Source organism: Deltaproteobacteria bacterium (assembly GCA_011375175.1).
In the GTDB taxonomy this organism is placed as follows: Bacteria; Desulfobacterota; GWC2-55-46; order GWC2-55-46; family DRME01; genus DRME01.
This window is the reverse complement of sequence record DRME01000087.1, coordinates 1-20,686: the sequence shown is the minus strand read 5'-3', so window position 1 is coordinate 20,686 and position 20,686 is coordinate 1. Positions and strand designations below refer to the sequence as shown.

The following is a 20,686-nucleotide window of genomic DNA, read 5'->3' as shown; positions in this document are numbered from 1 at the left end:
GTCCAGGACCGCCGCTACTTCGAGACGGAAGTGGAGCCCCACATCGACGGCAGGGAGGTGATCTACGCGGGAAGCGTGGGCCCCGAGGAGCGCGACGGGCTTCTGGGAGGCGCCTGCGCCCTGCTCCACCCCATAAGCTTCGACGAACCCTTCGGCCTCTCGGTCGTCGAGGCCATGGCCTGCGGTACACCGGTCATAGCGATAAACCGCGGCAGCATGGCCGAGATAATCGAGGACGGCGTGAACGGCTTCCTCGTGCGCGACACCGACGGGCTCGTGCGGGCCGTAGGGCGCATCAAGGAGATCGACCGCTCCCGCTGCCGCGCGAGCGTGGAGCGCCGCTTCAGCGCAGAGCGCATGGTGGACGACTACATAAGGCTCTACGAGAGGATCGTCGAGGGCTCGCGCCGCGAGGAGAGGAGGCCCTGGGGACGCTACGAGGTGCTGGGCGAGGGCGGCGACCACAAGGTAAAGCGCATAACCGTGCGGCCCGGAAAGAGACTGAGCTACCAGCGCCACCGCCGCCGCAGCGAGCACTGGTACGTCGTGAGCGGCCGGGCCGTGGTGACCAGGGACGGCGAGAGGATCGAGCTCGCCGCCGGAGAGGGTGTGGATATCCCGGCCCGAAGCTGGCACCGCATCGAAAACCCCGGCCCCGGAGGACTCGTCTTCATCGAGGTCCAGAGGGGCGAGTACTTCGGCGAGGACGACATCGAGAGGTCGGAAGATGACTACGGCAGGGCCTGAGGCGCCCGTGAGGCGCTACGAGGGGAACCCCATACTGACGAGAGACGACGTCCCCTACCCGGTGGAGACGGTCCACAACGCCGCGGTGACAAAGCACGACGGCCGCTACGTCATGCTCTTCCGCTCGCACCTTCGCAACGGCCGCTCCATCATCGGCATCGCCGACAGCGACGACGGCCTGCGCTTCAAGGTGAGACGCAGGCCCTTCATGACGCCCGCCGACCGCGGTCCCACGGCGCCCTACGAGGAGTTCGGGGTCGAGGACCCCCGCATCACCACCGTCGACGGCCGCCACCTCATAACCTACAGCGCCTACTCGCGCCACGGCGTGCGCGTGGCCCTGGCCGAGACGACGGACTTCACCGACGTAAGACGGCTCTCGGTCATAACCCAGGCCGACAGCAGAAACGTCGTCATCTTCCCCGAGACCTTCGGAGGCCGCTACGCCCGTCTCGACCGTCCCCACTCGGAGATATCGCCCTGGTCGATCTGGATATCCTACTCGCCCGACCTCGTCCACTGGGGCGACTCGAAGGTGCTCATAAAACCCGCCCCCTACCACTGGGACGAGATGAAGGTAGGCCCCGGCGCTCCCCCCGTAAGAACGGAGCGGGGCTGGCTCAACATATACCACGGCGTCTTCAGGACCATGGACGGCGCCGTCTACCGCCTCGGCGCGGCGCTCCACGACCTCAACGACCCTTCAGTCGTCAAAGGCGTGGCCGACAAGTGGATACTCCAGCCCCAAGACCCCTGGGAGATCACCGGCTACGTCCACAACGTCGTCTTCTGCTGCGCCGCAGTGGCCGAAGACGACGAGACCGTGAAACTCTACTGGGGCGGCGCCGATACGGTCATCTGCGCCGGCACGGCCCGCATCGAAGACCTCATCGAGCCGTGCCTCTCCGACCCGAGACCTCCACTGTAAAGGGACTCTCGAGGAAACCATCCTGTAACGACGTTTCCCCAAAAAAATCATCCGAAACTTCGTTCGAGGCAGGCATAGGCGCTGTGGTTATGGATGGACTCCCAGTTTTCGGCCTCGATCCTCGCCCATGTGACGCCTTTCATGGCCCCCACTCTGAGGGCCGCCTCTCTCACCACGTCCTCGACGAACATGGGGTTTTCGTAGGCCCTCTCGGTCACGTGCTTTTCGTCGGGCCGTTTCAGGAGCGAGTAGACGGGGCTGCTGGCGCAGCCCTCGGCAGCTTCTATGATGTCCTCTATCCAGACGAACCCGGTGAAACGGACGGCGACCCTGACGACGCCGCGCTGGTTGTGCGCGCCGTAGCGGCTTATCTCCCTCGAGCAGGGGCAGAGGGTGGTCACCGGGACCATGACCTCGAGGACGAAGTCGCGCTCCTCGCCGAGCGAGCCGGAGAAGCGGCAGCGGTACTCCATGAGCCCCCTGGAGCCGGAGACGGGCGCGGCCTTCTCGATGAAGTAGGGGAACTCCACGTCGAGGTGTGCGGTGGTGGCGTTAAAACGCCTCTTCATCTTCTTGAGGATGTCGGGGAAGTTCTTGACCGTTATCTCGCCGTGGTGCTCGTTGAGTATCTCGATGAAGCGGCTCATGTGGGTGCCCTTGAAGTGGTGGGGCAGGTCCACGTAGAGGTTGAACGAGGCGATGGTGTGCTGGAGCTCGTTCTTCCTGTCGAGCACGACGATGGGGTAGCGGATGTCCTTGACACCGACCTTGTCGATGGGGAGCCGCCGGAAATCGGGCTCGCTCTGCATGTCCTTGAGCTCGTGGCCGCTCATGGCTCTCCGGGGGCGCTGCGGCCCGCTACTCGAAGTACTCGGCCGCCGCGCGCTCCGACTCCCAGACCTTCACGCTCGTGACCTTCACGTTGCCGTCGTTCAAGACCCTGGAGAGCTCTTCGTAGATGAAACGCGCCAGGTTCTCGGACGAGGGGTTCTCCCTGTCGAAGGGCGGTATCTCGTTGAGGTACATGTGGTCGAGCCTGTCGAGCAGACGGTCGGTCTCGGTCTTGAGGGTCTTGAAGTCGACGGCGATGCCTATGGGGTTTAGCGTCTCGGCGGCCACCTTGAGCTCCACGCGCCAGTTGTGGCCGTGGAGCCTCTCGCATGCGCCGTCGTAGCCGCGCAGGTTGTGGGCCGCCGCAAAGGTGGACTCGATGGTAAGCTGGTACATGGGATCACTCTCCGTTCGGGAAGCTCTGACTGAAGAAGGGCCGTAGGCCCGCGTCTCCCCCCGGCCCCCCATTGTATGTTTTCATATGTTTTCAGATGTTCGACGGTCCCCGGGAGGCTCGGCCCGCGCCAGGCGGGATTTTTTACGCCTTTGCGGCCCGAACCTCCCGGGGACCGCCCCCCAGCCGGCCGGCGCGGGCAGGATGCCCCTTCAAAGACTTTTAATTACCCTGAGGGAACCTTTTTGTAAAAGGGTCATGGACCCACGGTTCCCTCAAACTCCCTCCAAAAACTTTTAACGCCCTGCGGTTCATCCCGGTTTGCAAGCAAAATCGGGATGAACCGCAGGGAATTACAAGTCCCTGGAGGGGTCTGGGGGAAACGTGGGCCTATGGCCCTTCTACAGAAAGTTTCCCCCAGGAAGGTTTCCGCGCCCCTTCAAGGGGTTTTGTGCGGCGAGTATCCGCCGAGATCAGCCGCACTCCGTGTAGCCGCAGCCGCGACAGACGACGCAGCCGTCGCTGTGCTCCACCGCTCCGCCGCAGTCGGGACAGGCTCCGCGCTTGGGCAACTGCGTGAGCGAGGCGAGGTCGAGGCCTCCGCTCCCGCGGCTTCCCGCGGCCGTCTTCTTGAACGCATCGGCGCCGAGGACGGCGGGCCCGCCGTGAAGGAGGGGCTCGTTGCTCGCGCTCTTGAAGTTGAGGTACCAGATGAGGGCCTGGGCCATGGCGTCGGCGCAGCTCATGACCCTGCCGTCGCCGTAGCCCACCGGCAGGTGGCAGCTTATGCCGCGCATCTGCTTCACGATCTCGGCGGCGTCTATGCCGCTTCGCAGCGCGAGCGAGGCCATGCGCCCTATGGCCTCGCACTGGGATGCCACGCATCCGCCGGCCTTTCCTATCTGGGTGAAGACCTCGCAGGGACGGCCCTCTTCGTCCTCGTTTATGGTGACGTAGAGGTTGCCGCAGCCCGTCTTGATCTTGCGGGTTATGCCGAAGGCCACCTCGCCGCGCGGCTTGGGGTGAGGCCGCGCCTGGACGGGTGAGGCGGCCCTGGCCGCGGCCTGTTCGTCGGCCTTCTTCTCGCCCCCCTTCTCGCTCCCCTTGTTGAGCACCTGCACCTCGCGCGAGCCGTCGCGGTAGACGGTGACGCCCTTGCAGCCCGTGCGGTAGGCCATGAGGTAGACCTCGGCCACGTCATCGGGCGTGGCGTCGTTGGGGAAGTTGACGGTCTTGGAGACGGCGTTGTCCGTGTGCTTCTGGAAGGCGGCCTGCATCCGTATGTGCCAGTGGGGGCTTATGTCGTGGGCCGTGACGAAGACACGCTTGATGTCGTCGGGCACACCTTCGATGCCGTGGACCGAGCCCTTCTCGGCGAGCTCCCTCAGGAGCTCGGGGCTGTCGAAACCGCGGCTCCTGGCCGCCTCCTCGAAGAGCGGGTTCACCTCGAGAAGCTCGGCGCCGTCGAGGACGTTGCGCGTAAAGGCCAGGGCAAAAAGCGGCTCGATCCCCGACGATGTGCCGGCGATTATCGAGATGGTGCCCGTGGGCGCTATGGTCGTGACCGTGGCGTTTCGCATGGGACGGCCCGCCCTGTGGTGGACCGAGCCTTTGTAGTTGGGGAAGCAGCCGCGCTTTTCGGCGAGCAGGCTCGACGCCTCACGGCCCTTTTCGGCGATGAAGGCCATTATCCGCTCGGCCGCGGCCACGGCCTCGTCGCTGTCGTAGGGTATGCCCAGGCGGATGAGCATGTCGGCGAACCCCATGACGCCGAGCCCGATCTTGCGGTTGCCCTTGGTGCAGCGCTCGATCTGCTCGATGGGATAGCGGTTCACGTCTATCACGTTGTCGAGGAAGTGGACGGCCTTGAAGACCGTCTCTTCGAGCAGGTCCCAGTCGATCTCCATCGAAGCCAGGCCGTTGGAGGAGGGCCTTACCATGCGGGAAAGGTTTATGGAGCCGAGGTTGCAGGACTCGTAGGGCAGAAGCGGCTGCTCCCCGCAGGGGTTGGTCGCGTCTATGGAGCCCACGTGGGGGGTCGGGTTGTCGGCGTTTATCCTGTCGATGAAGATTATGCCGGGGTCGCCGTTGGTCCAGGCCATGTGCACTATCTTGTCGAAGACGTCGCGGGCCCGAAGGCTCCCGGCCTTCCCGCCGGTGCGGGGATTGACGAGCGAGTAGTCCGTGTCCTTCTCCACGGCCTCCATGAAGGCCTCGGTGAGACTCACCGATATGTTGAAGTTGTTGAGCTTCGCGTTGTCCACCTTGCAGGTGATGAAGTCCATGATGTCGGGATGGTCCACGCGCAGTATCCCCATGTTGGCGCCCCTGCGCGTCCCCCCCTGCTTTATGGCCTCGGTGGCGCTGTCGAAGACGGTCATGAACGAGATGGGGCCTGAGGAGATGCCCGAGGTGGAGCCCACCACATCGCCCGAGGGCCGCAGCGACGAGAATGAAAAACCCGTGCCTCCGCCGGACTTGTGGATGAGCGCCGTGTGCTTTATGGCCTCGAATATGCTCTCCATCGAGTCCTCTACGGGCAGGACGAAGCACGCCGAGAGCTGCTGCAGCTCGCGGCCCGCGTTCATGAGGGTCGGCGAGTTGGGCAGGAACTCAAGCGACGCCATCATCTCGTAGAACTCCCGGGCCACGGCCTCCACGTCGGCCTTGGGGTCGTAGCGCACCTCGGCCGAAGCGATGTTGCGGCTTACGCGGCGGAAGAGCTCCTCCGGCGTCTCCACCACCCGGCCGCTCCCGTCCTTCATGAGGTAACGCTTTTCGAGGACCCGCAGGCTGTTCTCATTCAGCACCGGCCGCGTGCGCTCCCCACGGGGCCTCACGGCCGAGACGGCCGCCTTCTTCCTGGTCTTCCTTGTACCGCTCAAACGAGTAGAAGCGCTCTTCTCCATCTCTCCTCCATGGCCGCCCAGGCCGTCGATTTTTTTTCGCCGAAATCTTTAAGGAAGCTCTGATTAATCACCCTGGGGGAAACTTTCTGTAGAAAGTTTCCCCCAGACCCCCTTCAAAGACTTTCAATGCGAGTTGGTTTCCCCCTGTTTTGCCAGGCAAAACAGGGGGAAACCAACTCGCGTTAAAAGTTTTTGGAGGGAGTCTGAGGGAACCTTTTTACAAAAAGGTTCCCTCAGTGCAATAAATCAGAGTTTCCTTAAAACATCGCTGTAAGGAAAAGGTCGTCCGAGCCGAACAACCTTGTAGAGCCGCCAAAAACTCCATCATGTTGTGGGCTGAGATAGATTAGACCACAACATATTGTGTTTGTCAAGGAAAATAAATGAAATGGCGGGGATCCGGTAAGGGACGGGAATATATGGAGATTAAGGGACGGATGAAGAGAGAGGGACCTGCGGGGGGACTTCCTGATATTGTTTGGGGCGGTTACGAGCGTGGCGGCGGCACGGAAACGGCCGATGTGAAAGGGCGTAGAGCGCGAGGGGGGCGTGCGAGGGGGCGGCGGAGAGGGTCAAGGGCGACGGCCGGGACCGCCGTTTAAGGAGGTCGGTTTGGTGGCTCGGCGTCCCGGCCGTTGCCCTTCTCAGAAATGACGCAAGGGAGGAGTGCAGAGACTCCAGCACCGGCTCGACTCTGATTCCGCCGGCGCTATGATGTATGGAGTATACTATCTCCGCGCCGGAGGTGTCAAGCAATTAGGGAGAAAAAGCATGTTCGTCTCCATTGTCTTGTATGGAGCTTCTTGTTGGAGTATAATTTCTTCTGTTCTCGAATCGACGCGGATCGTGCCGGCCGGAGCCGGAAGGCACGGGAAAGGAGAGGCGATGACGGTGGAAGCCGGAGACAGGGCGCCGGACTTCAAGCTCAGGGGAATAGACGGCGACGGAGAGGAGAGGGAGTTCACGCTCGCTTCTTTCAGTGGGCGCCGGCTGGTGCTCTACTTCTATCCCAGGGACAACACGCCCGGATGCACCGCCGAGGCCTGCGACTTCCGCGACCGCATGGACTCGCTCAGGGCCGAGGGTGTGGAGGTGGCGGGCGTAAGCCCCGACTCGACGGCCTCGCACCTTCGCTTCAGGGAGAAACAGGGGTTGAACTTTCCGCTGCTCAGCGACCCCGACCGCTCCGTAGCGGCCGCATACGGCGCCTACGGCGAGAAGAAATCCTACGGCAGGACCACCATGGGCGTCATACGCTCGACCTTCCTCATAGGCGCCGACGGCCGCATAGAGCGTGTGTGGCGGAACGTGAAGGCAAGGGGCCACGCCGCGGCCGTGGCCGCGGCGCTCTGAGCGGCGGACGAGCCCGCCGCCTCCCTTCAGGTGGCGGGAAGGAGAGCGTCGAGCTCTTCGGGCACGGCGGGACGGCCAGAGGCGTCGAGCCCCGTGCCGATGACAAGCCCCTTGAGCACCGGTCTTTCATCGGGAAGACGGTAGATGTCCTGGCGGAAGGCGAAGCGCAGGCGGGAGCGCCGCTCCATGTTGAGCCCCACGACAAAGCGCTCGCCGCTTGTGAGCGGCCACTTGTAGTCGAGCTCCACGCGGACCACCACGAGGTTCACGCCCCGGCGCGCAAGGGCGGCGAAGTCGAGCCCCAGGCTCTTGAGATAGCAGTGGCGCACGTGCTCCAGGTAGCTCTGGTAGACGGCGTTGTTGACGATGCCCTGCAGGTCGCACTCGTAGTCCCTCACACTCATCTCCATGGAAAAGGCGTAACCTTCCATCACCGCTCTCCTTTCAAAGAATCGTGTTTACAAAGCCCCGGCCTTCTGCTAAGGTTTAGGCAGGCGCGGGAAAAGACCGTTATTGTCATTGCGAGCGGGGAGGCTCCCGCGAAAGCTCCGCGTCACCATGCGGGGGGAGGGGGGAGCTTTCCCCAAGAGGGGCGCATCCCCACGGCTGCCCCGCTCAGATACGGCGCCGGTGGGCCGCATGGGGCCCCGGCCCGCAAAAAAAGGAGGCCGTCCATGGTCCGTACAGTCCTGTATGTCACCGTCCTATTCCTTCTTGCGGCGCAGGTCGTGTTCTCACACGCCTCCATGACCTACAAGTCGCCCGAAGAGGCCGAGGCGGCCATACACATCAAGACGGGCATCCACAACGCCCGCATGGGCGACTACGATGACGCCGTGAAGGAGTTCAAGAAGGCCCTCAGCCTGAACCCCGAGGCCGACGAGGCGTGGTTCAACCTGGGTCTCACCTACATGGACATGGGCGAGCCCGCCAAGGCCGTGGAGAGCTTCGAGAAGATCTACGCCAAGGCGCCCGACGACGACGGCCTCAACTACAACTACGGCGTAGCGCTCATGAAACTCGGCCGCTACGGCGAGGCGGTGACAAAGCTCGAAAAGGTGCTGGCCAACAATCCCGGCGACGAGCACGTGAAAAAGCTCATCGACGAGGCCAGGAGCAAACAGTAAAGGGCCGCCCTGCCGCCCGGGCGCGGACGCCATGCCGCCGTCCCGCGTGGCCGGCGTCTTTCCCGGCGCCGGCCACGTCGTATCCCCTGGGCGTTATCATCCTCCCCCCGGCCTCGTAGGTCGTCGAGTTCCCTATGATGAGCAGGGTCGACATGTCTATGGAGTCGTAGAGGCGTCCGACGCCGCCCAGGGTCGTGAGGGTGACGGTCTCGCCGGGACGGGAGGCGTTTTTGACCACGCCCACCGGTGTGGACGGCGCCCGGTGGCGCGCCACTATCTCCATGGAGCGGGGCAGTTGCGTAACGCGGCCGCGGCTCTTGGGGTTGTAGAGCGCGATGACGAAGTCGGCGGCGGCGGCGGCCTCGATCCTGCGCTCTATGGTCTCCCAGGGGGTGAGAAGGTCCGAGAGCGAGATGGAGGCGAAGTCGTGCATGAGCGGCGCGCCGAGAAGCGCCGCGGCGGCCACGAAGGCCGGCACGCCCGGCACCACCTCGACGGCCGGCCCCCCGTCGCCCGATGCGGCGAGCAGCTCGAGGACCAGCCCCGCCATGGCGTAGATGCCGGCGTCTCCCGAGCTCACGAGCGCGACCCGGCGTCCCCGCCCCGCAAGCCTCAGGGCCTGCTCGCACCTGTCCCGCTCGCCGGTCATGGCCGTAGTGACGACCTCCTTGCCCGTGACGAGCCCGCCGAGAAGCTCCACGTAGCGGCCGTAGCCGACCACCGTATCGACCCCTTCGAGCACGCTCCGCGCCCTCCCGGTCAGGTGCTCGGCCGCGCCCGGCCCGGTCCCTACGATATAGAGGCGGCCCTTGCCAGCGCCGCCGTGACCCTCCCTCTCTTTATCTTTTTCGTCCATATCCTCCCCGTCCTTGCCGAGAGCATGGCGGCCGGCTCGGCCACCCCTCCCACGCCTATCTTCTCCATGACCGCGGGCGACGGGCCCGACGGCGGCTCCACCGCCGCGAGCTCGCGGCGTGAAAAGAAGTCTATGCCAAGGCCCAGCGAGGCGGCCAGCTCCAGCAGCCCTGGCTCGTCTCTCTTCAGGTCCACGCTCGCAAGGTTGCGAAGCGCCTTGAGGGCCACGCCGCCCAGGGAGAGCGCCTCCATGAGCGCCGCCTCCAGCTCCTCGGGCGAAGCTCCCCTGTCACACCCCATGCCGGCCACGAACTCCCGGGGCCGCAGCACCGCCACGCCCGGACCGGCCCGCCTGACGAGGGGGTCGTCGACGAAGGGGGTCACGACGGCCACCGCGCCGCAGCGCTCCGTCACCTCGGGAAGCCGCGAAGAAAAGACAAAGGGCCGGCCGACGGCCCTCTCCATGGCCGCAAGGCGCGCGGCGTCGCCGTCGACGACAAGAACCCCGGCTCCGTCGAGGAGGGCCGAGTTGACGGCCCTGATGGAGGAGCGGTCCTCGACGGCCAGGGAAAAACGCAGCATCAGGTCCTCGAGCGCCGGGAGCCCTGCGCCGTCGGTGGCCGTGGTCACCACGGGCTCGGCGCCGATGACGGCGGCCACGCGCCGGGCAAGGTCGTTTCCTCCCCCCATGTGGCCGGAGAGGAGGCTTACGGCGTAGCGGCCCGCCTCGTCGACGACCACCACGGCCGGGTCCGTGAGCTTGTCCTTTAAAAAGGGGGCCACGAGCCTTACGGCGATGGCGGCGGCTCCGATGAAGACCACGGCCCTCGGACCCGCCGCGGCGAAGACGGCGGCGAGGGCCGCCCTGAGATCATCGATGCCGCCGGTCTCCACGAGCCTTGCGTCCCCGAGCCCCGAGGCGATCCTGCGTCCGAGCCCCCCGGCCCGCGCCGAGACCATGAGCACCGTCACCGTCATCGTGGATCGACGCCCTCGAAGCCCTCGACCAGGGCCGCCACCTTCCCGACCATGACCGAAAAGAGCCGCTCCCCCTTCTCGGCCGACGCCTTGGACGGGTCCCCCCACACGGCGCCGGGCCAGTAGGCGACCTTGTCCCTCACCATGTAGGGCTTCGGAAGCGAGGGGTACTGCTCGGCGGCCGTGCCCTTGACGAGGTCGGGCCGCAGATGCATGACAAGGGAGGTCTCGATCTCGCCTGCGTGCGAGTCGTTCTCCGTCTCGGCAATCCGCGCCGCCTCGTCGTGGACGAGGTCGTATATGCACAGCGCCGAGAAGAGCGCGCCCTCGAGTTCGCGGAGGAGTCCTTCGGCCGCCTCCTTCATGGCCGCGCAGTGGAGCCCCCCGCCGTGACCCGATATGAGAAGGAAGTTGCGGAAACCCTTGGCATGGCCGTCGCCGACGATGTCGGCCGTGAGACGCCGCAGCGTCGAGGGGCTTATGCCTATGGTCCCGGCATGGGGACCGGTGGAGGTGCACACGCCGTAGTTCACCGGCGGCGCCACGGCCATGGGGACCCTCTTGGCCGCCGCGGCGAGGACCTCGCAGATGATGAGCGTATCGGTGCCCAGGGGCAGATGCGGGCCGTGGGCCTCGACCGTGCCGTAAGGGACGGCAAGCGTCCTGCACGCCGAAAGACCCGCCGAAAACTCCTTCATCGTCGCATCGTTTACGATCATGACAGCACCCCTCCGCGCTCTTTGGTGGAAGGCTCTTCCCTCGCCCGCCGCCGGGGGCCGCCGGGAGGTTCGGGACGCAAAGGCGTAAAAAATCCCGCCTGGCGCGGGCCGAACCTCCCGGTGGCCGCTCTGCATATACGAATTCAGGGGGTCCGGAGGAAACGCGGGCCTGCGGCCCTTCTACAGAAAGTTTCCCCCAGGTAACTAAGGAAACTCTGATTAATTCCCCTGAGGGAACCTTTTTGTAAAAAGGTTCCCTCAGACTCCCTCCAAAAACTTTTAACGCTTTCGGACTCCCCTGATTTTGCAAGCAAAATCAGGGGAGTCCGAAAGGCATCAGAAGTCTTTGAAGGGGATATCTTTCCCTCGCCCGCCGCCGGGGGGCCGCCGGGAGGTTCGGGCCGCAAAGGCGTAAAAAATCCCGCCTGGCGCGGGCCGAACCTCCCGGCGGCCGCTCTGCATATACGAATCCAGGGGGCCCGGGGGAAACGCGGGCCTGCGGCCCTTCTACAGAAAGTTTCCCCCAGGTCTAACCGGAGTTCCTTACGGAGCGGCAGAGGCCGTAGGTCCAGGCCCCCAGCGCCGCTCCCGCGCCGTTTGCGGCTCCGTCGAGCAGGCTCGCCTCCCTGGATGGCACCATATGCTGGACCGCCTCGACGAAGAGGCCGAAGACGAAGCAGCCCACGGCGCCGTATAGGACGGCCCTGCGGGCAATCGCCCGGCCGGCCGGTTCCGCCGCCCTCCCCGCCGTCCCCCCGCCGGACGAGGCCGCCACGGCCCTGGCGGCGAGGAAGGCCATGAGGGCGTAGGCGGCGCCGTGGTAGAGCTTGTCGGCCTGGTAGAAGCCGGCAAGGGGCGGCGGCGAAGGGAGGACCGAGAGCACGAAGACGGCGGCCATGTAGAGGAGGAGCGGGAAACGGTAGACGAGAAATATCTTCAACAGGCTTCCTTCCCTCTTCCCGCGGCCTGCGGCGGGAGGGTCATTCCCGCCCGCCGGGCTCGGCGCCCGCGCGCCAGCCGTGGCCGAAGGCGGGATCGTAGAGCCTCGACGCTTCGGCCCCCCGCGCCGCCAGAACGCGGCCGACGATGATCATGGCCTGGCGCGTTATGCCGGCCTCCTTCACCTTCGAGGCGATCTCGTCGAGCCTGCCCTCCACCACCAGCTCGTCCTCCCAGGTGGCCCTGTGGACGACGGCAACGGGTGTCTCCGGCGCGAGGCCGCCGGCCATGAGCTCGCCGGCCACATCATCGATCATGGCTACGCTCAGGAAGATGCACATGGTGGCGTTGTGGGCCGCGAGGCTTCTCAGGCTCTCGGCCTCGGGCACCGGGGTCCTCCCGGCCATGCGGGTAAGTATTATCGTCTGGGTGAGCCCCGGCAAGGTGAGCTCGCGGCGCAGCCTCGCGGCCGAGGCGAAGGCCGAGCTCACGCCCGGCACCACTTCACAGGGCACGCCGCGCTCCGCAAGGGCCGCGGCCTGCTCGCCCATGGCGCTGTAGAAGGTGGGGTCCCCGCTGTGGAGCCTCACCACGAGCTTGCCGTCCAGGGCCGCCGCCGCCATGAGATCGACTATCTCGCCGAGCGTCATGGAGGCGCTGTTGCGCACGAGCGCCTCGGGCCTGCAGTAGAGGAGGACCCTCTCCTTTACGAGCGATCCCGCATAGACGACGAGATGGGCCTCTTCGAGAAGCCTCCGTCCCCTGACGGTTATGAGCTCCGGGTCGCCGGGGCCGGAGCCGACGAAAAAGACCTTTCCGGCCGGCCTCTCAGACTTCATCGTCACCCTCGCCTCCGGGCAGCTCAAGGCCCCGCAGCTCGGGAAGCGACGCACCGATAATACCCTGGAGGTCGCCGTACATGGCCGCCGTGTTCATCTTGACCCGTTCTATCTGTCTCGCCCGCTTCTTCCAGAGCCTCTCCATGGCGATCTTCTCCCTGGCGAGGTCGGCGTCCATGGCGGCGAAGGTCGTCACTATGGCCTCCACCTTCTGCTTGAACTCCGGCCCCGAGAGATAGTTGTAGAGGATCTCCATCTTCTCGCCCTTGCCCTGGGCCGCGCGGCGCGCCGCCCCCAGGCTCAGGAGCCCGGAGCGGAGCACGTGGGCCAGCGGCTCGGCGAGCGCCACGCTCGCTACCCACACGCCGTCGATGAGCCCGAAGGCGCCGATATCCCTGGGCATCGTCTCCGTCACTATGACGGCGATCTCGGCCCGCACCTCGCGCTGGTCGTCCTTGAGCTTCTCTATCCAGGCGTCGTTCCAGGCCTTGGTCCTCTTCGTCTCCCAGACTATGGCCCCGCAGTGGTTGCCGGCCCGGTCGCAGACGCGCTGGATGACGTCGGCGCCCCGCACCCCCTTGGGCACGGGCTCGATGGAGTCGGCCGGAAAGCGGGAAGCGAGCATGGCCTCGAGGTCGAGTTCGAGCACCTCGCCGCGGCCCTGCTCGGAGCCGGCCTCGCCCTTGCGCCGCAGCTCCTCGATGGTCCTGAGCATGTCGGCGATCTTCTTGTCCTTTTCCATGTCCCTGAGCCTGTGCTCCTCTTCCAGCCGCTCCATCATGCGGGCCCTCTCCTCGTCGAGCCGCCGCTCCATCTCGAGCCTCATCCGCTGCTCGCGCTCCTCCACCTCCCTGGCGCGCCGTCTGAGCTCGAGCTCCCGCTCCTGGGCCTCGGCAAGCCGCCGGGCCTGCTCCTCGTTTCTCGCCTCCAGGTCCTCGAGCTCCACCCGCACCAGCTCGGCGGCCCTCTCCTTCTCGCTCGCCGCCATCCGTTCCCTCTCAACGGCGAGGCGCTCGGCCACGAGCCGATCAAGCTCGCTTCGCTTCGCCTCCACCTCCTCGCGCTCCCTTCGCAGCGCCTCCCTCTGCGCCTCGATGGCGCGCGCCTTCTCGGCCGCCTGGGCGCTGAGCTCGTCCTTTACGGAACGGCGCACCTGCTCGTAGAAGGCCTCGGTAAGGCGTATCTCGGCGCCGCACTGGGGGCATCTTACGGTGTCTTCGGCCATTCTGTCGTGTCGGTTTCGTGGATTTACAGGGCCGGGAGGGTGAGCCGTCACGAGGGCGACGGCCGCGGCGGTCCCCGCAATATCATCGGGAGAGCAGCCGGCCCGATATGTCATGATAATACAGCAGGCCGGCTGTTGGCAAACAAAATGTACGCCGCCGCAGACGGGGGCGAGGCAAGCGCGGGGTGAGGCGGGTCCCATGAATGGAGGACGCAAAAAAAGAGGCCGCCCCTTGAAGGGCGGCCTCCGCACTCCGTCTTCGGGACGCGCTCTATCGGCGCAGCCTCCCGGCGCGGGCCACGACCGAGGCGCCCACGAGACCGGCGCCGAGCAGAAGGAGCGTTGCCGGCTCGGGCACGGCAGTGGAACCGCCGTCGGCACCGCCGAGGGTATCCGTAGCGTAGTAGGACTGACCCCATATTTGACCTTCGGTCCAGGCGTTGTCGGCTCCCGAGCCGCCGGCCGGGTTGTAGAGCGTCGGGTGCTGGGCATTGAAGAGCGCCCAGTTGTTGACCGTCACGTTGGCGTTGGCAACGAGCACCCCGCCGGCCGGTACGGTCGTGCCGGCGCTTCCTATCTGGTAGACGTTACCGGCAGGACTCGTCGAGGAGGTGATGGTCCAGCCGCTTGGAGAGGCGACGGTGAAGCTGTTGACCGAGACGAAGACATCACCCTCGAACTCGAGGCTCAGCCCCTTCATCTGGGCGCCTCCAGCGGCCGTATCGACGGTGAAGCGGTAGGTAACGTCAAGCGTCGTCGTCCCCGTCAGCGTCGGTGACGGATAGGCCGAGAAGTCGGGGTACACAAGACCCGTCGTCTCGATGAACGGATAGGCCTCGGCCCGCCCGGTGAAGAGACCGCCCACCAGCAGTGCCAGCAGCGTCACCCCGAGGAAACCCCCCTTGAAAGACATCTTTTTCATCTGTCCACCTCTCTTTTTTACCTTCAGGCTCGATTTGGTCTCTCCACGAGACAGCCACAGGTATTCGCGTTCCTTACCCTCTGTTAGTTTGCAACTACTGTGCCAAACCGGCAGACCGACGGGAACGCGCCCGTAACCTGTTGACATTCATCGGTTTAGGAGCCGCCGTCACAAACACATCCCGCGATTCCGGGCCGATGCGAGGAAAACTGTCAACAATTGCTGACAACTTGCGCCCCCCGCCAGCAGGGACGATGGCGGCTTCCGGCGCTTGCGGGGCTCATAAATGATGACAAAACAACCACTTACGCCGACAGACCCCTCTGTCAGAAAAATTTACAGTAACGACCCCTCCACGGAAAGCGGACGGCGGAACTACTTTATGTAGCCTTCCTTCTCAAGCCGCAGTATTATCTTCTGGGCCGCCTCGTCGGGAAGGCATTCTTCCGTGTCGATCTCCATTTCCGGAGATACCGGCGCCTCGTAGGGGTCGCTGATGCCGGTGAACTCCTTGATTATGCCGGCCCTCGCCTTTGCGTAGAGTCCCTTGCGGTCACGGGCCTCGCAGACCTCGAGGGAGGTGGAGACGTAGACCTCGAAGAAGCCGCCGTAGCCGCTTATGAGCTCGCGCACCCGGCGGCGCGTCTCGGCGTAGGGGGCTATGGGGGCGCATATGGCTATGCCTCCGTTCTTGGTTATCTCACCGGCCACGAAACCTATGCGGAGGATATTGAGGTCGCGGTGCTCCTTGGAGAAGCCGAGCTCGCTGCTCAGATTCTTGCGCACGATGTCGCCGTCGAGCAGCGTGATGGGACGCCCTCCTATCTCGAGGAGTTTTACCATCAGGGCCTTGGCGATGGTGGACTTGCCGGCCCCGGAGAGGCCGGTGAAGAAGACGGTGAAGCCCTGCCTGTGCCTGGGCGGATAGGTCTTCCTCAGCTCCTCGACTACCTCGGGGTAGGAGAACCACTCCGGGATGTCGAGCCCCTCGCGCAGCCTCCTTCTGAACTCGGTGCCCGAGATCGTCCGCACCGTCTCGCCCGGGGCCACCTCGTCGGCCGGCACGTAGCCGGCCTTCTCCTCCACGTAGACGAGCTCCCGAAAGGGGACCATCGCAACACCCACCTCCTCCTCGTGGCGCGCCACCAGTTCCTGGGCGTCGTAGGGGCCGTAAAAGTCCTCCCCCGCCCCGTTCTTCCCCGGCGAGGCGTGGTGGCGGCCCACGATGAAGTGGGTGCAGCCGTAGTTTCTGCGGATGATGGCGTGCCAGAGGGCCTCGCGCGGGCCGGCCATGCGCATGGCCAGGGGCAGGAGGCTGAGCGCCGTACTCTGCTCGGGGTAGCGCCTCAGTATGTGCTCGTAGCAGCGCACCCTCGAGTAGTAGTCTATGTCGCCCGGCTGGGTGAGCCCCACTATGGGGTGGATGAGCAGGTTGGCCTCGGCCGAGAGGGCGGCCCGCAGCGTAAGCTCCAGGTGCGCGCGGTGCATGGGGTTTCTCGTCTGGAAGGCCACGACGCGGTGCCAGCCCAGCCGGCTGAAGCGCTGGCGCAGCTGCGAGGGCGTATCGCGCAGCTTCTTGAAGTCGTAGTGGACCGGAAGCTCCACGCCGCGCAGCCTGCCGCCCGCATACCACGGCCCGCTGCGCTTCATGACATGGTTGACGCCGGGATGGGAGCAGTCCTCCGTGCCGTATACGAGCGCCGCCTCCCTGGCTCTGTCGGGCTTCCACAGATCCTCCACCTCGAGGATCGCAAGGAGCACGCCCTCGGGATCACGCAGCGCAACGGCCGAACCCGGCTTCAGGCCCGCGGCGAACTCCTCCGTCACGTCCAGCGTCACGGGCACGGGCCAGAGCGTGCCGTCGGCAAGGCGCATCCGCTCGACCACGCCGTCGTAGTCCCTGGACGTCATGAAGCCCTCGAGCGGCGAGAAGCCGCCGCACAGAAGCATCTCCACGTCGCAGAGCTGGCGGGGCGAGAGGTCCCAGCAGGCAAGCTCCACGGCCCGGCGCCTCCACTCCGCCGCCTCCTCTTCGCCCCCCACCAGTTCTTTCAGCTCACCGCCGTAGGGCTCGATAAGTTTCGTCATGGCAACTCACTCCGGTTTCGTCTCCACATGGTCCCACCAGGGCGGTGAAGGCACGCCGCTGGCCATGAAGGAGGGATTGAGCAGGTTCGGTTTGTTGCAGGCAAGGGGCCTTCGGGCAAGATCGGTTACGAGGCCGCCGGCGGCCTCGACCACGGCCTGGGCCGCCGCCGTGTCCCACTCCATGGTGGGACCGAGGCGGGGGTAGAGGTGGGCCGACCCCTCGGCGACGAGGCAGAACTTGAGCGAGCTTCCGATGCTCAGGGCCCTGACGTCGCCGAGCCTCTGGAGAAAGGCATCGAGCCCGGCGCTGCGGTGGCTCCTGGAGGCCACGATACGGATAGGCCCGCCGGGCTCGTACGGGGCCGTGCGTATCGGTTCGGGCCGGCCCGCGCCCGAGACCCTGAAGGCGCCGCGCCCCCTGAGGCCGTAGTAGAGAAGCGAGCGGGCCGGGGCGAAGACGACGCCGAAGACGGGGCTTCGGCCCTCGACGAGCGCTATGTTGACGGTGAACTCGTCGCTCCGCTTCAGGAACTCCTTGGTGCCGTCAAGGGGATCGACGAGCCAGAACCGCTCCCACCGCGAGCGCTCAGCGTAGGGGACCTCCCGGCACTCCTCGGAGAGGACCGGAAGCTGCGGCGACAGGCGCGAGAGCCCCTCGATTATGACGCGGTTTGCCGCCAGGTCCGCAAGCGTGAGCGGTGAGGAGCGCTCGTCGTCCTTGCTCGTGACGCCGAAACGGCCGCTCTCGTAGACCTCCATGACGGCGTCGCCTGCGCGGCGGGCGATGTCGATGACCGCCTCCACGGAGACGGCCTCTATGGGCTGTTCTTCTGCGTCGGCTATGACACACCTCTCTCGATAAGAGTCCGTTCCATTTCCGCCGGGGGAGCCCCTTCAGGAAGCTCTGATTTATTGCGCCGAGGGAACCCTTTTGTAAAAGGGTCATGGACCCACGGTTCCCTCAGACTCCCTCCTAAAACTTTTAACGCCCTGCGGATCACCCCGATTTTGCTTGCAAAATCGGGGTGATCCGCAGGGAATTAAAAGTCTTTGAAGGGGGTCTGGGGGGAACGTGGGCCTATGGCCCTTCTACAGAAAGTTTCCCCCAGGTAATTATAAAGAGGGGCGCCGCCCCGCGTCCCCCGGGCTTACATCAACCACAGGTTTCCCTTTACCGGTAACATACAAGGGGGTCTTCCTGCAAGCGCATTCGTGGCGGCCGCCGTTGTCCGGGGAGCCGGCACGGGGGTCACAGTGCCCGCGGGTTGATGTTGTACTTGTTGAGAAGGTCGCTCAGGTACTGGCGGCTTATGCCGAGGTCGGCGGCCGCGCGGCTCACCACCCCCTTGTGCCTCAGGAGCGACTCCTGGATGAGCCTCCTGTCGAGCTCCTCGCGGGCGGCCAGCAGGCCCACGCTCCCTGGGGCCGTCTCGTCGGCGGTCCCGCCGAGGGCGAGGTCCGAGGCCGTGATCTTCGGCCCCCGGCACATGGCCGCGGCCCGCTTCATCCTGTTTTCGAGCTCCCTTATGTTGCCGGGCCACTCGTAGCTTCTAAGCGCCGCTATGGCCGAGTCGCTCAGCCCCCGGATGCCCTTGTTGAAGGCCGAGGCGTACTTCTTGAGGAATGAGAGGGCGAGGAGGTAGATGTCCTCGCCGCGCTCACGCAGCGGGGGAAGCTTGAGCGTCACCACGCCGAGACGGAAGTAGAGGTCGTCTCTGAAGTTTCCGGCGGCGACCTCGGCCTCGATGTCCCTGTTGGTGGCCGCCACGATCCTCACGTCCACGGCGATGGACTCGCGCCCCCCAACGCGCTCGATGTTGAAGTCCTGGAGGAAGCGCAGGAGTTTCACCTGCAGCGGCGGCGGCAGCTCGCCCACCTCGTCAAGAAAGAGGGTGCCGCGGTGGGCGTACTCTATGCGGCCCCTGCGCCTGGACGAGGCGCCCGTAAAGGCCCCCTTCTCGTGGCCGAAGAGCTCGCTTTCAAGGAGGTTCTCCGGTATGGCCCCGCAGTTTATGACGCAAAAGGGACCGTTCCGGCGGTTGCTGAGGTTGTGTATCGCCCTGGCGGCCAGCTCCTTGCCCGTACCCGACTCGCCGAGGATGAGCACCGAGATATCGACGGTGGCCACCTTGCGGATATGGCCGAAGACGTCCTGCATGGCCGGGCTCATGCCCACCATCCCCTCGAGACCCGACCCGTCGAGCTCGCGGCGAAGCTCCATGTTCTCCCGCTCGAGCATGGAGACGTGGAGGGCCCGCTTGACGGTGATCTTCACCTCGTCGAGGTCAAGAGGCTTGCTGAAGAAGTCGAAGGCCCCGTACTCTATGGCCTTGAGGGCGTTGGCCTTCTCGGCGCGGCCCGTGATGGTCAGTATCTTCACCGCCGGGTCGGCCTCGATCATCTCCCTTATGGCCCGAAGCCCCTCGGAGCTGCCCGAGGGATCGGGCGGGAGACCGAGGTCGAGCATGACGACCGACGGCGAGGCCGAACGCATCACATCGAGGGCCGCGGCGCGGTTGTCGGCCTGAAGCACCTCGTAGTCGTCGATGAAGGCCCAGCGCATCTGGGTGGCCACGCCTTCGTCGTCCTCCACTATGAGAAGCGTAGGTTTGGACATAGCTGTTTCCGCCGGGGAGAGCGCGGCGCCGCGGCAGCGGTGGTACCGGCCGATCCTTACCGGACGGTGCGGACCGGCCCGTTCGAGGCGGAAGGGGCGAGCCGTCGCTCTCAGGCCCCTTCTCCACAAAGGTTCGGTTTTTACACAAAATTATATTACACAATCTCCGGCCGGTCAACTGCGCGCCTCTTTCGCCTTGACAGAGGGGAGCGGCCGGCGCTATCTTGACGTCACTGGCCGAGGGCGCAGGCAGGAGAGGGCCGCAATGGAACGGAAGACGGCGAAATGACGGACAATATCCCCGGGGAACGCCGAAGGCTCGGGCGGGAGTGCGACATATACCTCGGCGACTGTCTCGACGTGCTCGCCGCCCTGCCCGCCGCAAGCGCAGACATGGTCTTCGCCGACCCGCCCTACAACCTCTCAAACGACGGCTTCACCTGCCGGAGCGGCCGCGCCGTGAGCGTCAACAAGGGCGCCTGGGACAGAAGCCGGGGCGTCGAAAAGGACTTTCAGTTCCACAGGGAGTGGATTTCGGCTTGCCGCAGGGTGCTCAAGCCCCACGGGACCATCTGGGTCTCGGGCACCTACCACAGCATCTACGCCTGCGGCTTCGCCCTCCAGCTCGAAGGCTGCCACATACTCAACGACATCTGCTGGTACAAGCCCAACGCAAGCCCCAACCTCTCGTGCCGCTACTTCACGGCGAGCCACGAAACGCTCATATGGGCGCGCAGGTCGAAGAAAGGCAGACACACCTTCAATTACACGGCCATGAAAGAGGGCGCCTTCCCCAGGGACTTCCTCAAGGCTCCCGGCAGGCAGATGCGAAGCGTATGGGCCGTGGCCGCGCCCCGGGGCGAAGAAAAACGCCACGGCAGACACCCCACGCAGAAGCCCGAGGAGCTTCTCGAACGCATCGTGGCGGCCTCCACCGCCGAGGGCGACGTCGTCCTCGACCCCTTCATGGGCAGCGGCACCACCGGCGTTGCGGCGCTGAGGCTTGGAAGGAAGTTCATCGGCGTGGAAAAGGAAAAGAGCTTCTTCGATGTGGCGGCGGCCCGACTTGCCGACGAACTCGCCGCAAAACACAACCCCGCACGATAAGAGCATCGCTTAATTATCCTGAGGGAACCTTTTGTAAAAGGTTCCCTCAGACTCCCTCCAAAACTTTTAACGCGAGTTGTTTTCCCCCTGTTTTGCCTGGCAAAACAG

The 20,686-nt window shown here is 65.2% G+C and carries 19 protein-coding genes; 5 read left to right on the top strand and 14 right to left on the bottom strand.

Translation table 11 applies throughout. The features are described 5' to 3' along the window. The coding region (locus ENJ37_07635) for a glycosyltransferase (protein ID HHL40361.1) at positions 1 to 747 on the top strand (747 nt) is incomplete at its 5' end. Next, a complete protein-coding gene (locus ENJ37_07630; GenBank protein HHL40360.1) occupies positions 728 to 1,675 on the top strand; it encodes a glycosidase in 948 nt (315 codons plus the stop codon). The genes ENJ37_07635 and ENJ37_07630, both read left to right, overlap by 20 nt. 47 nt (positions 1,676 to 1,722) lie before the next feature. Here ENJ37_07630 and ENJ37_07625 read toward each other — a convergent pair whose 3' ends face one another. The 3 genes from ENJ37_07625 to ENJ37_07615 all read right to left on the bottom strand — a co-directional run bounded on the left by ENJ37_07625 (position 1,723) and on the right by ENJ37_07615 (position 5,809). Beyond that, positions 1,723 to 2,508, bottom strand: a complete 786-nt coding sequence (locus ENJ37_07625) for a GTP cyclohydrolase I FolE2 (GenBank protein HHL40359.1) — start codon at positions 2,506 to 2,508, stop codon at positions 1,723 to 1,725. Positions 2,509 to 2,533: 25 nt separating this feature from the next. Then, entirely contained in the window at positions 2,534 to 2,902 is a 369-nt protein-coding gene (gene queD, locus ENJ37_07620) for a 6-carboxytetrahydropterin synthase QueD (GenBank protein HHL40358.1), read from the bottom strand. Positions 2,903 to 3,373: 471 nt separating this feature from the next. Further along, positions 3,374 to 5,809 (bottom strand): vitamin B12-dependent ribonucleotide reductase, encoded by a 2,436-nt coding sequence (locus tag ENJ37_07615; GenBank protein HHL40357.1) that lies wholly within the window; start codon positions 5,807 to 5,809, stop codon positions 3,374 to 3,376. Between the two features lie 885 nt (positions 5,810 to 6,694). On the opposite strand from ENJ37_07615, the gene ENJ37_07610 reads away from it, so the two are divergent. Continuing rightward, positions 6,695 to 7,162 carry a thioredoxin-dependent thiol peroxidase gene (locus ENJ37_07610; GenBank protein ID HHL40356.1) on the top strand — a complete coding sequence of 156 codons (468 nt, stop codon included), beginning with the start codon at positions 6,695 to 6,697 and terminating at the stop codon, positions 7,160 to 7,162. A gap of 26 nt (positions 7,163 to 7,188) precedes the next feature. Here the strand turns inward: ENJ37_07610 and ENJ37_07605 are convergent, their stop codons facing one another. Next, complete coding sequence (locus tag ENJ37_07605) at positions 7,189 to 7,593, bottom strand: acyl-CoA thioesterase (protein HHL40355.1); 405 nt, start codon at positions 7,591 to 7,593, stop codon at positions 7,189 to 7,191. Positions 7,594 to 7,836: 243 nt separating this feature from the next. Between ENJ37_07605 and ENJ37_07600 the strand changes: the two genes are divergently transcribed. Further along, positions 7,837 to 8,289, top strand: coding sequence for a tetratricopeptide repeat protein (locus ENJ37_07600; protein HHL40354.1), 453 nt, complete (start codon positions 7,837 to 7,839; stop codon positions 8,287 to 8,289). Here the strand turns inward: ENJ37_07600 and cobJ are convergent. The 10 genes from cobJ to prsR all read right to left on the bottom strand — a co-directional run bounded on the left by cobJ (position 8,261) and on the right by prsR (position 19,471). Then, the gene (cobJ, locus tag ENJ37_07595; GenBank protein ID HHL40353.1) at positions 8,261 to 9,145 is read right to left on the bottom strand and encodes a precorrin-3B C(17)-methyltransferase; all 885 of its coding nucleotides are present in this window, start codon (positions 9,143 to 9,145) and stop codon (positions 8,261 to 8,263) included. The two genes, ENJ37_07600 and cobJ, sit on opposite strands and share 29 nt — an antisense overlap. Beyond that, complete coding sequence (locus ENJ37_07590; protein HHL40352.1) at positions 9,079 to 10,122, bottom strand: cobalamin biosynthesis protein CbiG; 1,044 nt, start codon at positions 10,120 to 10,122, stop codon at positions 9,079 to 9,081. Before ENJ37_07590 ends, cobJ begins: the two co-directional genes overlap by 67 nt. After that, positions 10,119 to 10,841 carry a creatininase family protein gene (locus ENJ37_07585; GenBank protein HHL40351.1) on the bottom strand — a complete coding sequence of 241 codons (723 nt, stop codon included), beginning with the start codon at positions 10,839 to 10,841 and terminating at the stop codon, positions 10,119 to 10,121. Before ENJ37_07585 ends, ENJ37_07590 begins: the two co-directional genes overlap by 4 nt. A gap of 529 nt (positions 10,842 to 11,370) precedes the next feature. Continuing rightward, positions 11,371 to 11,781, bottom strand: coding sequence for a hypothetical protein (locus ENJ37_07580; GenBank protein HHL40350.1), 411 nt, complete (start codon positions 11,779 to 11,781; stop codon positions 11,371 to 11,373). Between the two features lie 40 nt (positions 11,782 to 11,821). Continuing rightward, on the bottom strand, positions 11,822 to 12,619 hold the full coding sequence (cobM, locus tag ENJ37_07575; GenBank protein HHL40349.1) for a precorrin-4 C(11)-methyltransferase: 798 nt from the start codon (positions 12,617 to 12,619) through the stop codon (positions 11,822 to 11,824). Next, positions 12,609 to 14,045 carry a DUF2130 domain-containing protein gene (locus ENJ37_07570; protein HHL40348.1) on the bottom strand — a complete coding sequence of 479 codons (1,437 nt, stop codon included), beginning with the start codon at positions 14,043 to 14,045 and terminating at the stop codon, positions 12,609 to 12,611. Before ENJ37_07570 ends, cobM begins: the two co-directional genes overlap by 11 nt. Before the next feature lie 70 nt (positions 14,046 to 14,115). Then, complete coding sequence (locus ENJ37_07565; GenBank protein ID HHL40347.1) at positions 14,116 to 14,913, bottom strand: PEP-CTERM sorting domain-containing protein; 798 nt, start codon at positions 14,911 to 14,913, stop codon at positions 14,116 to 14,118. A 228-nt stretch (positions 14,914 to 15,141) separates the two neighbouring features. Continuing rightward, complete coding sequence (locus tag ENJ37_07560; GenBank protein HHL40346.1) at positions 15,142 to 16,854, bottom strand: bifunctional sulfate adenylyltransferase/adenylylsulfate kinase; 1,713 nt, start codon at positions 16,852 to 16,854, stop codon at positions 15,142 to 15,144. 6 nt (positions 16,855 to 16,860) lie between these two features. Continuing rightward, positions 16,861 to 17,613, bottom strand: coding sequence for a 3'(2'),5'-bisphosphate nucleotidase (cysQ, locus tag ENJ37_07555; protein ID HHL40345.1), 753 nt, complete (start codon positions 17,611 to 17,613; stop codon positions 16,861 to 16,863). Positions 17,614 to 18,103: 490 nt separating this feature from the next. Further along, positions 18,104 to 19,471: a PEP-CTERM-box response regulator transcription factor gene (gene prsR, locus ENJ37_07550; GenBank protein HHL40344.1), complete on the bottom strand. Its 1,368-nt coding sequence runs from the start codon at positions 19,469 to 19,471 to the stop codon at positions 18,104 to 18,106. Between the two features lie 285 nt (positions 19,472 to 19,756). Between prsR and ENJ37_07545 the strand changes: the two genes are divergently transcribed. Continuing rightward, entirely contained in the window at positions 19,757 to 20,578 is an 822-nt protein-coding gene (locus ENJ37_07545) for a site-specific DNA-methyltransferase (protein ID HHL40343.1), read from the top strand. The last annotated feature ends 108 nt before the right edge of the window (positions 20,579 to 20,686 follow it).

Coding starts and splice junctions, on each gene's coding strand:
- ENJ37_07630 (HHL40360.1), top strand. CDS start 728: ATGACTACGGCAGGGCCTGAGGCGCCCGTGAGGCGCTACGAGGGGAAC.
- ENJ37_07625 (HHL40359.1), bottom strand. CDS start 2,508: ATGAGCGGCCACGAGCTCAAGGACATGCAGAGCGAGCCCGATTTCCGG.
- queD (HHL40358.1), bottom strand. CDS start 2,902: ATGTACCAGCTTACCATCGAGTCCACCTTTGCGGCGGCCCACAACCTG.
- ENJ37_07615 (HHL40357.1), bottom strand. CDS start 5,809: ATGGAGAAGAGCGCTTCTACTCGTTTGAGCGGTACAAGGAAGACCAGG.
- ENJ37_07610 (HHL40356.1), top strand. CDS start 6,695: ATGACGGTGGAAGCCGGAGACAGGGCGCCGGACTTCAAGCTCAGGGGA.
- ENJ37_07605 (HHL40355.1), bottom strand. CDS start 7,593: ATGGAAGGTTACGCCTTTTCCATGGAGATGAGTGTGAGGGACTACGAG.
- ENJ37_07600 (HHL40354.1), top strand. CDS start 7,837: ATGGTCCGTACAGTCCTGTATGTCACCGTCCTATTCCTTCTTGCGGCG.
- cobJ (HHL40353.1), bottom strand. CDS start 9,145: ATGGACGAAAAAGATAAAGAGAGGGAGGGTCACGGCGGCGCTGGCAAG.
- ENJ37_07590 (HHL40352.1), bottom strand. CDS start 10,122: ATGACGGTGACGGTGCTCATGGTCTCGGCGCGGGCCGGGGGGCTCGGA.
- ENJ37_07585 (HHL40351.1), bottom strand. CDS start 10,841: ATGATCGTAAACGATGCGACGATGAAGGAGTTTTCGGCGGGTCTTTCG.
- cobM (HHL40349.1), bottom strand. CDS start 12,619: ATGAAGTCTGAGAGGCCGGCCGGAAAGGTCTTTTTCGTCGGCTCCGGC.
- ENJ37_07570 (HHL40348.1), bottom strand. CDS start 14,045: ATGGGACCCGCCTCACCCCGCGCTTGCCTCGCCCCCGTCTGCGGCGGC.
- ENJ37_07565 (HHL40347.1), bottom strand. CDS start 14,913: ATGTCAACAGGTTACGGGCGCGTTCCCGTCGGTCTGCCGGTTTGGCAC.
- ENJ37_07560 (HHL40346.1), bottom strand. CDS start 16,854: ATGACGAAACTTATCGAGCCCTACGGCGGTGAGCTGAAAGAACTGGTG.
- cysQ (HHL40345.1), bottom strand. CDS start 17,613: ATGGAGGTCTACGAGAGCGGCCGTTTCGGCGTCACGAGCAAGGACGAC.
- prsR (HHL40344.1), bottom strand. CDS start 19,471: ATGTCCAAACCTACGCTTCTCATAGTGGAGGACGACGAAGGCGTGGCC.
- ENJ37_07545 (HHL40343.1), top strand. CDS start 19,757: ATGACGGACAATATCCCCGGGGAACGCCGAAGGCTCGGGCGGGAGTGC.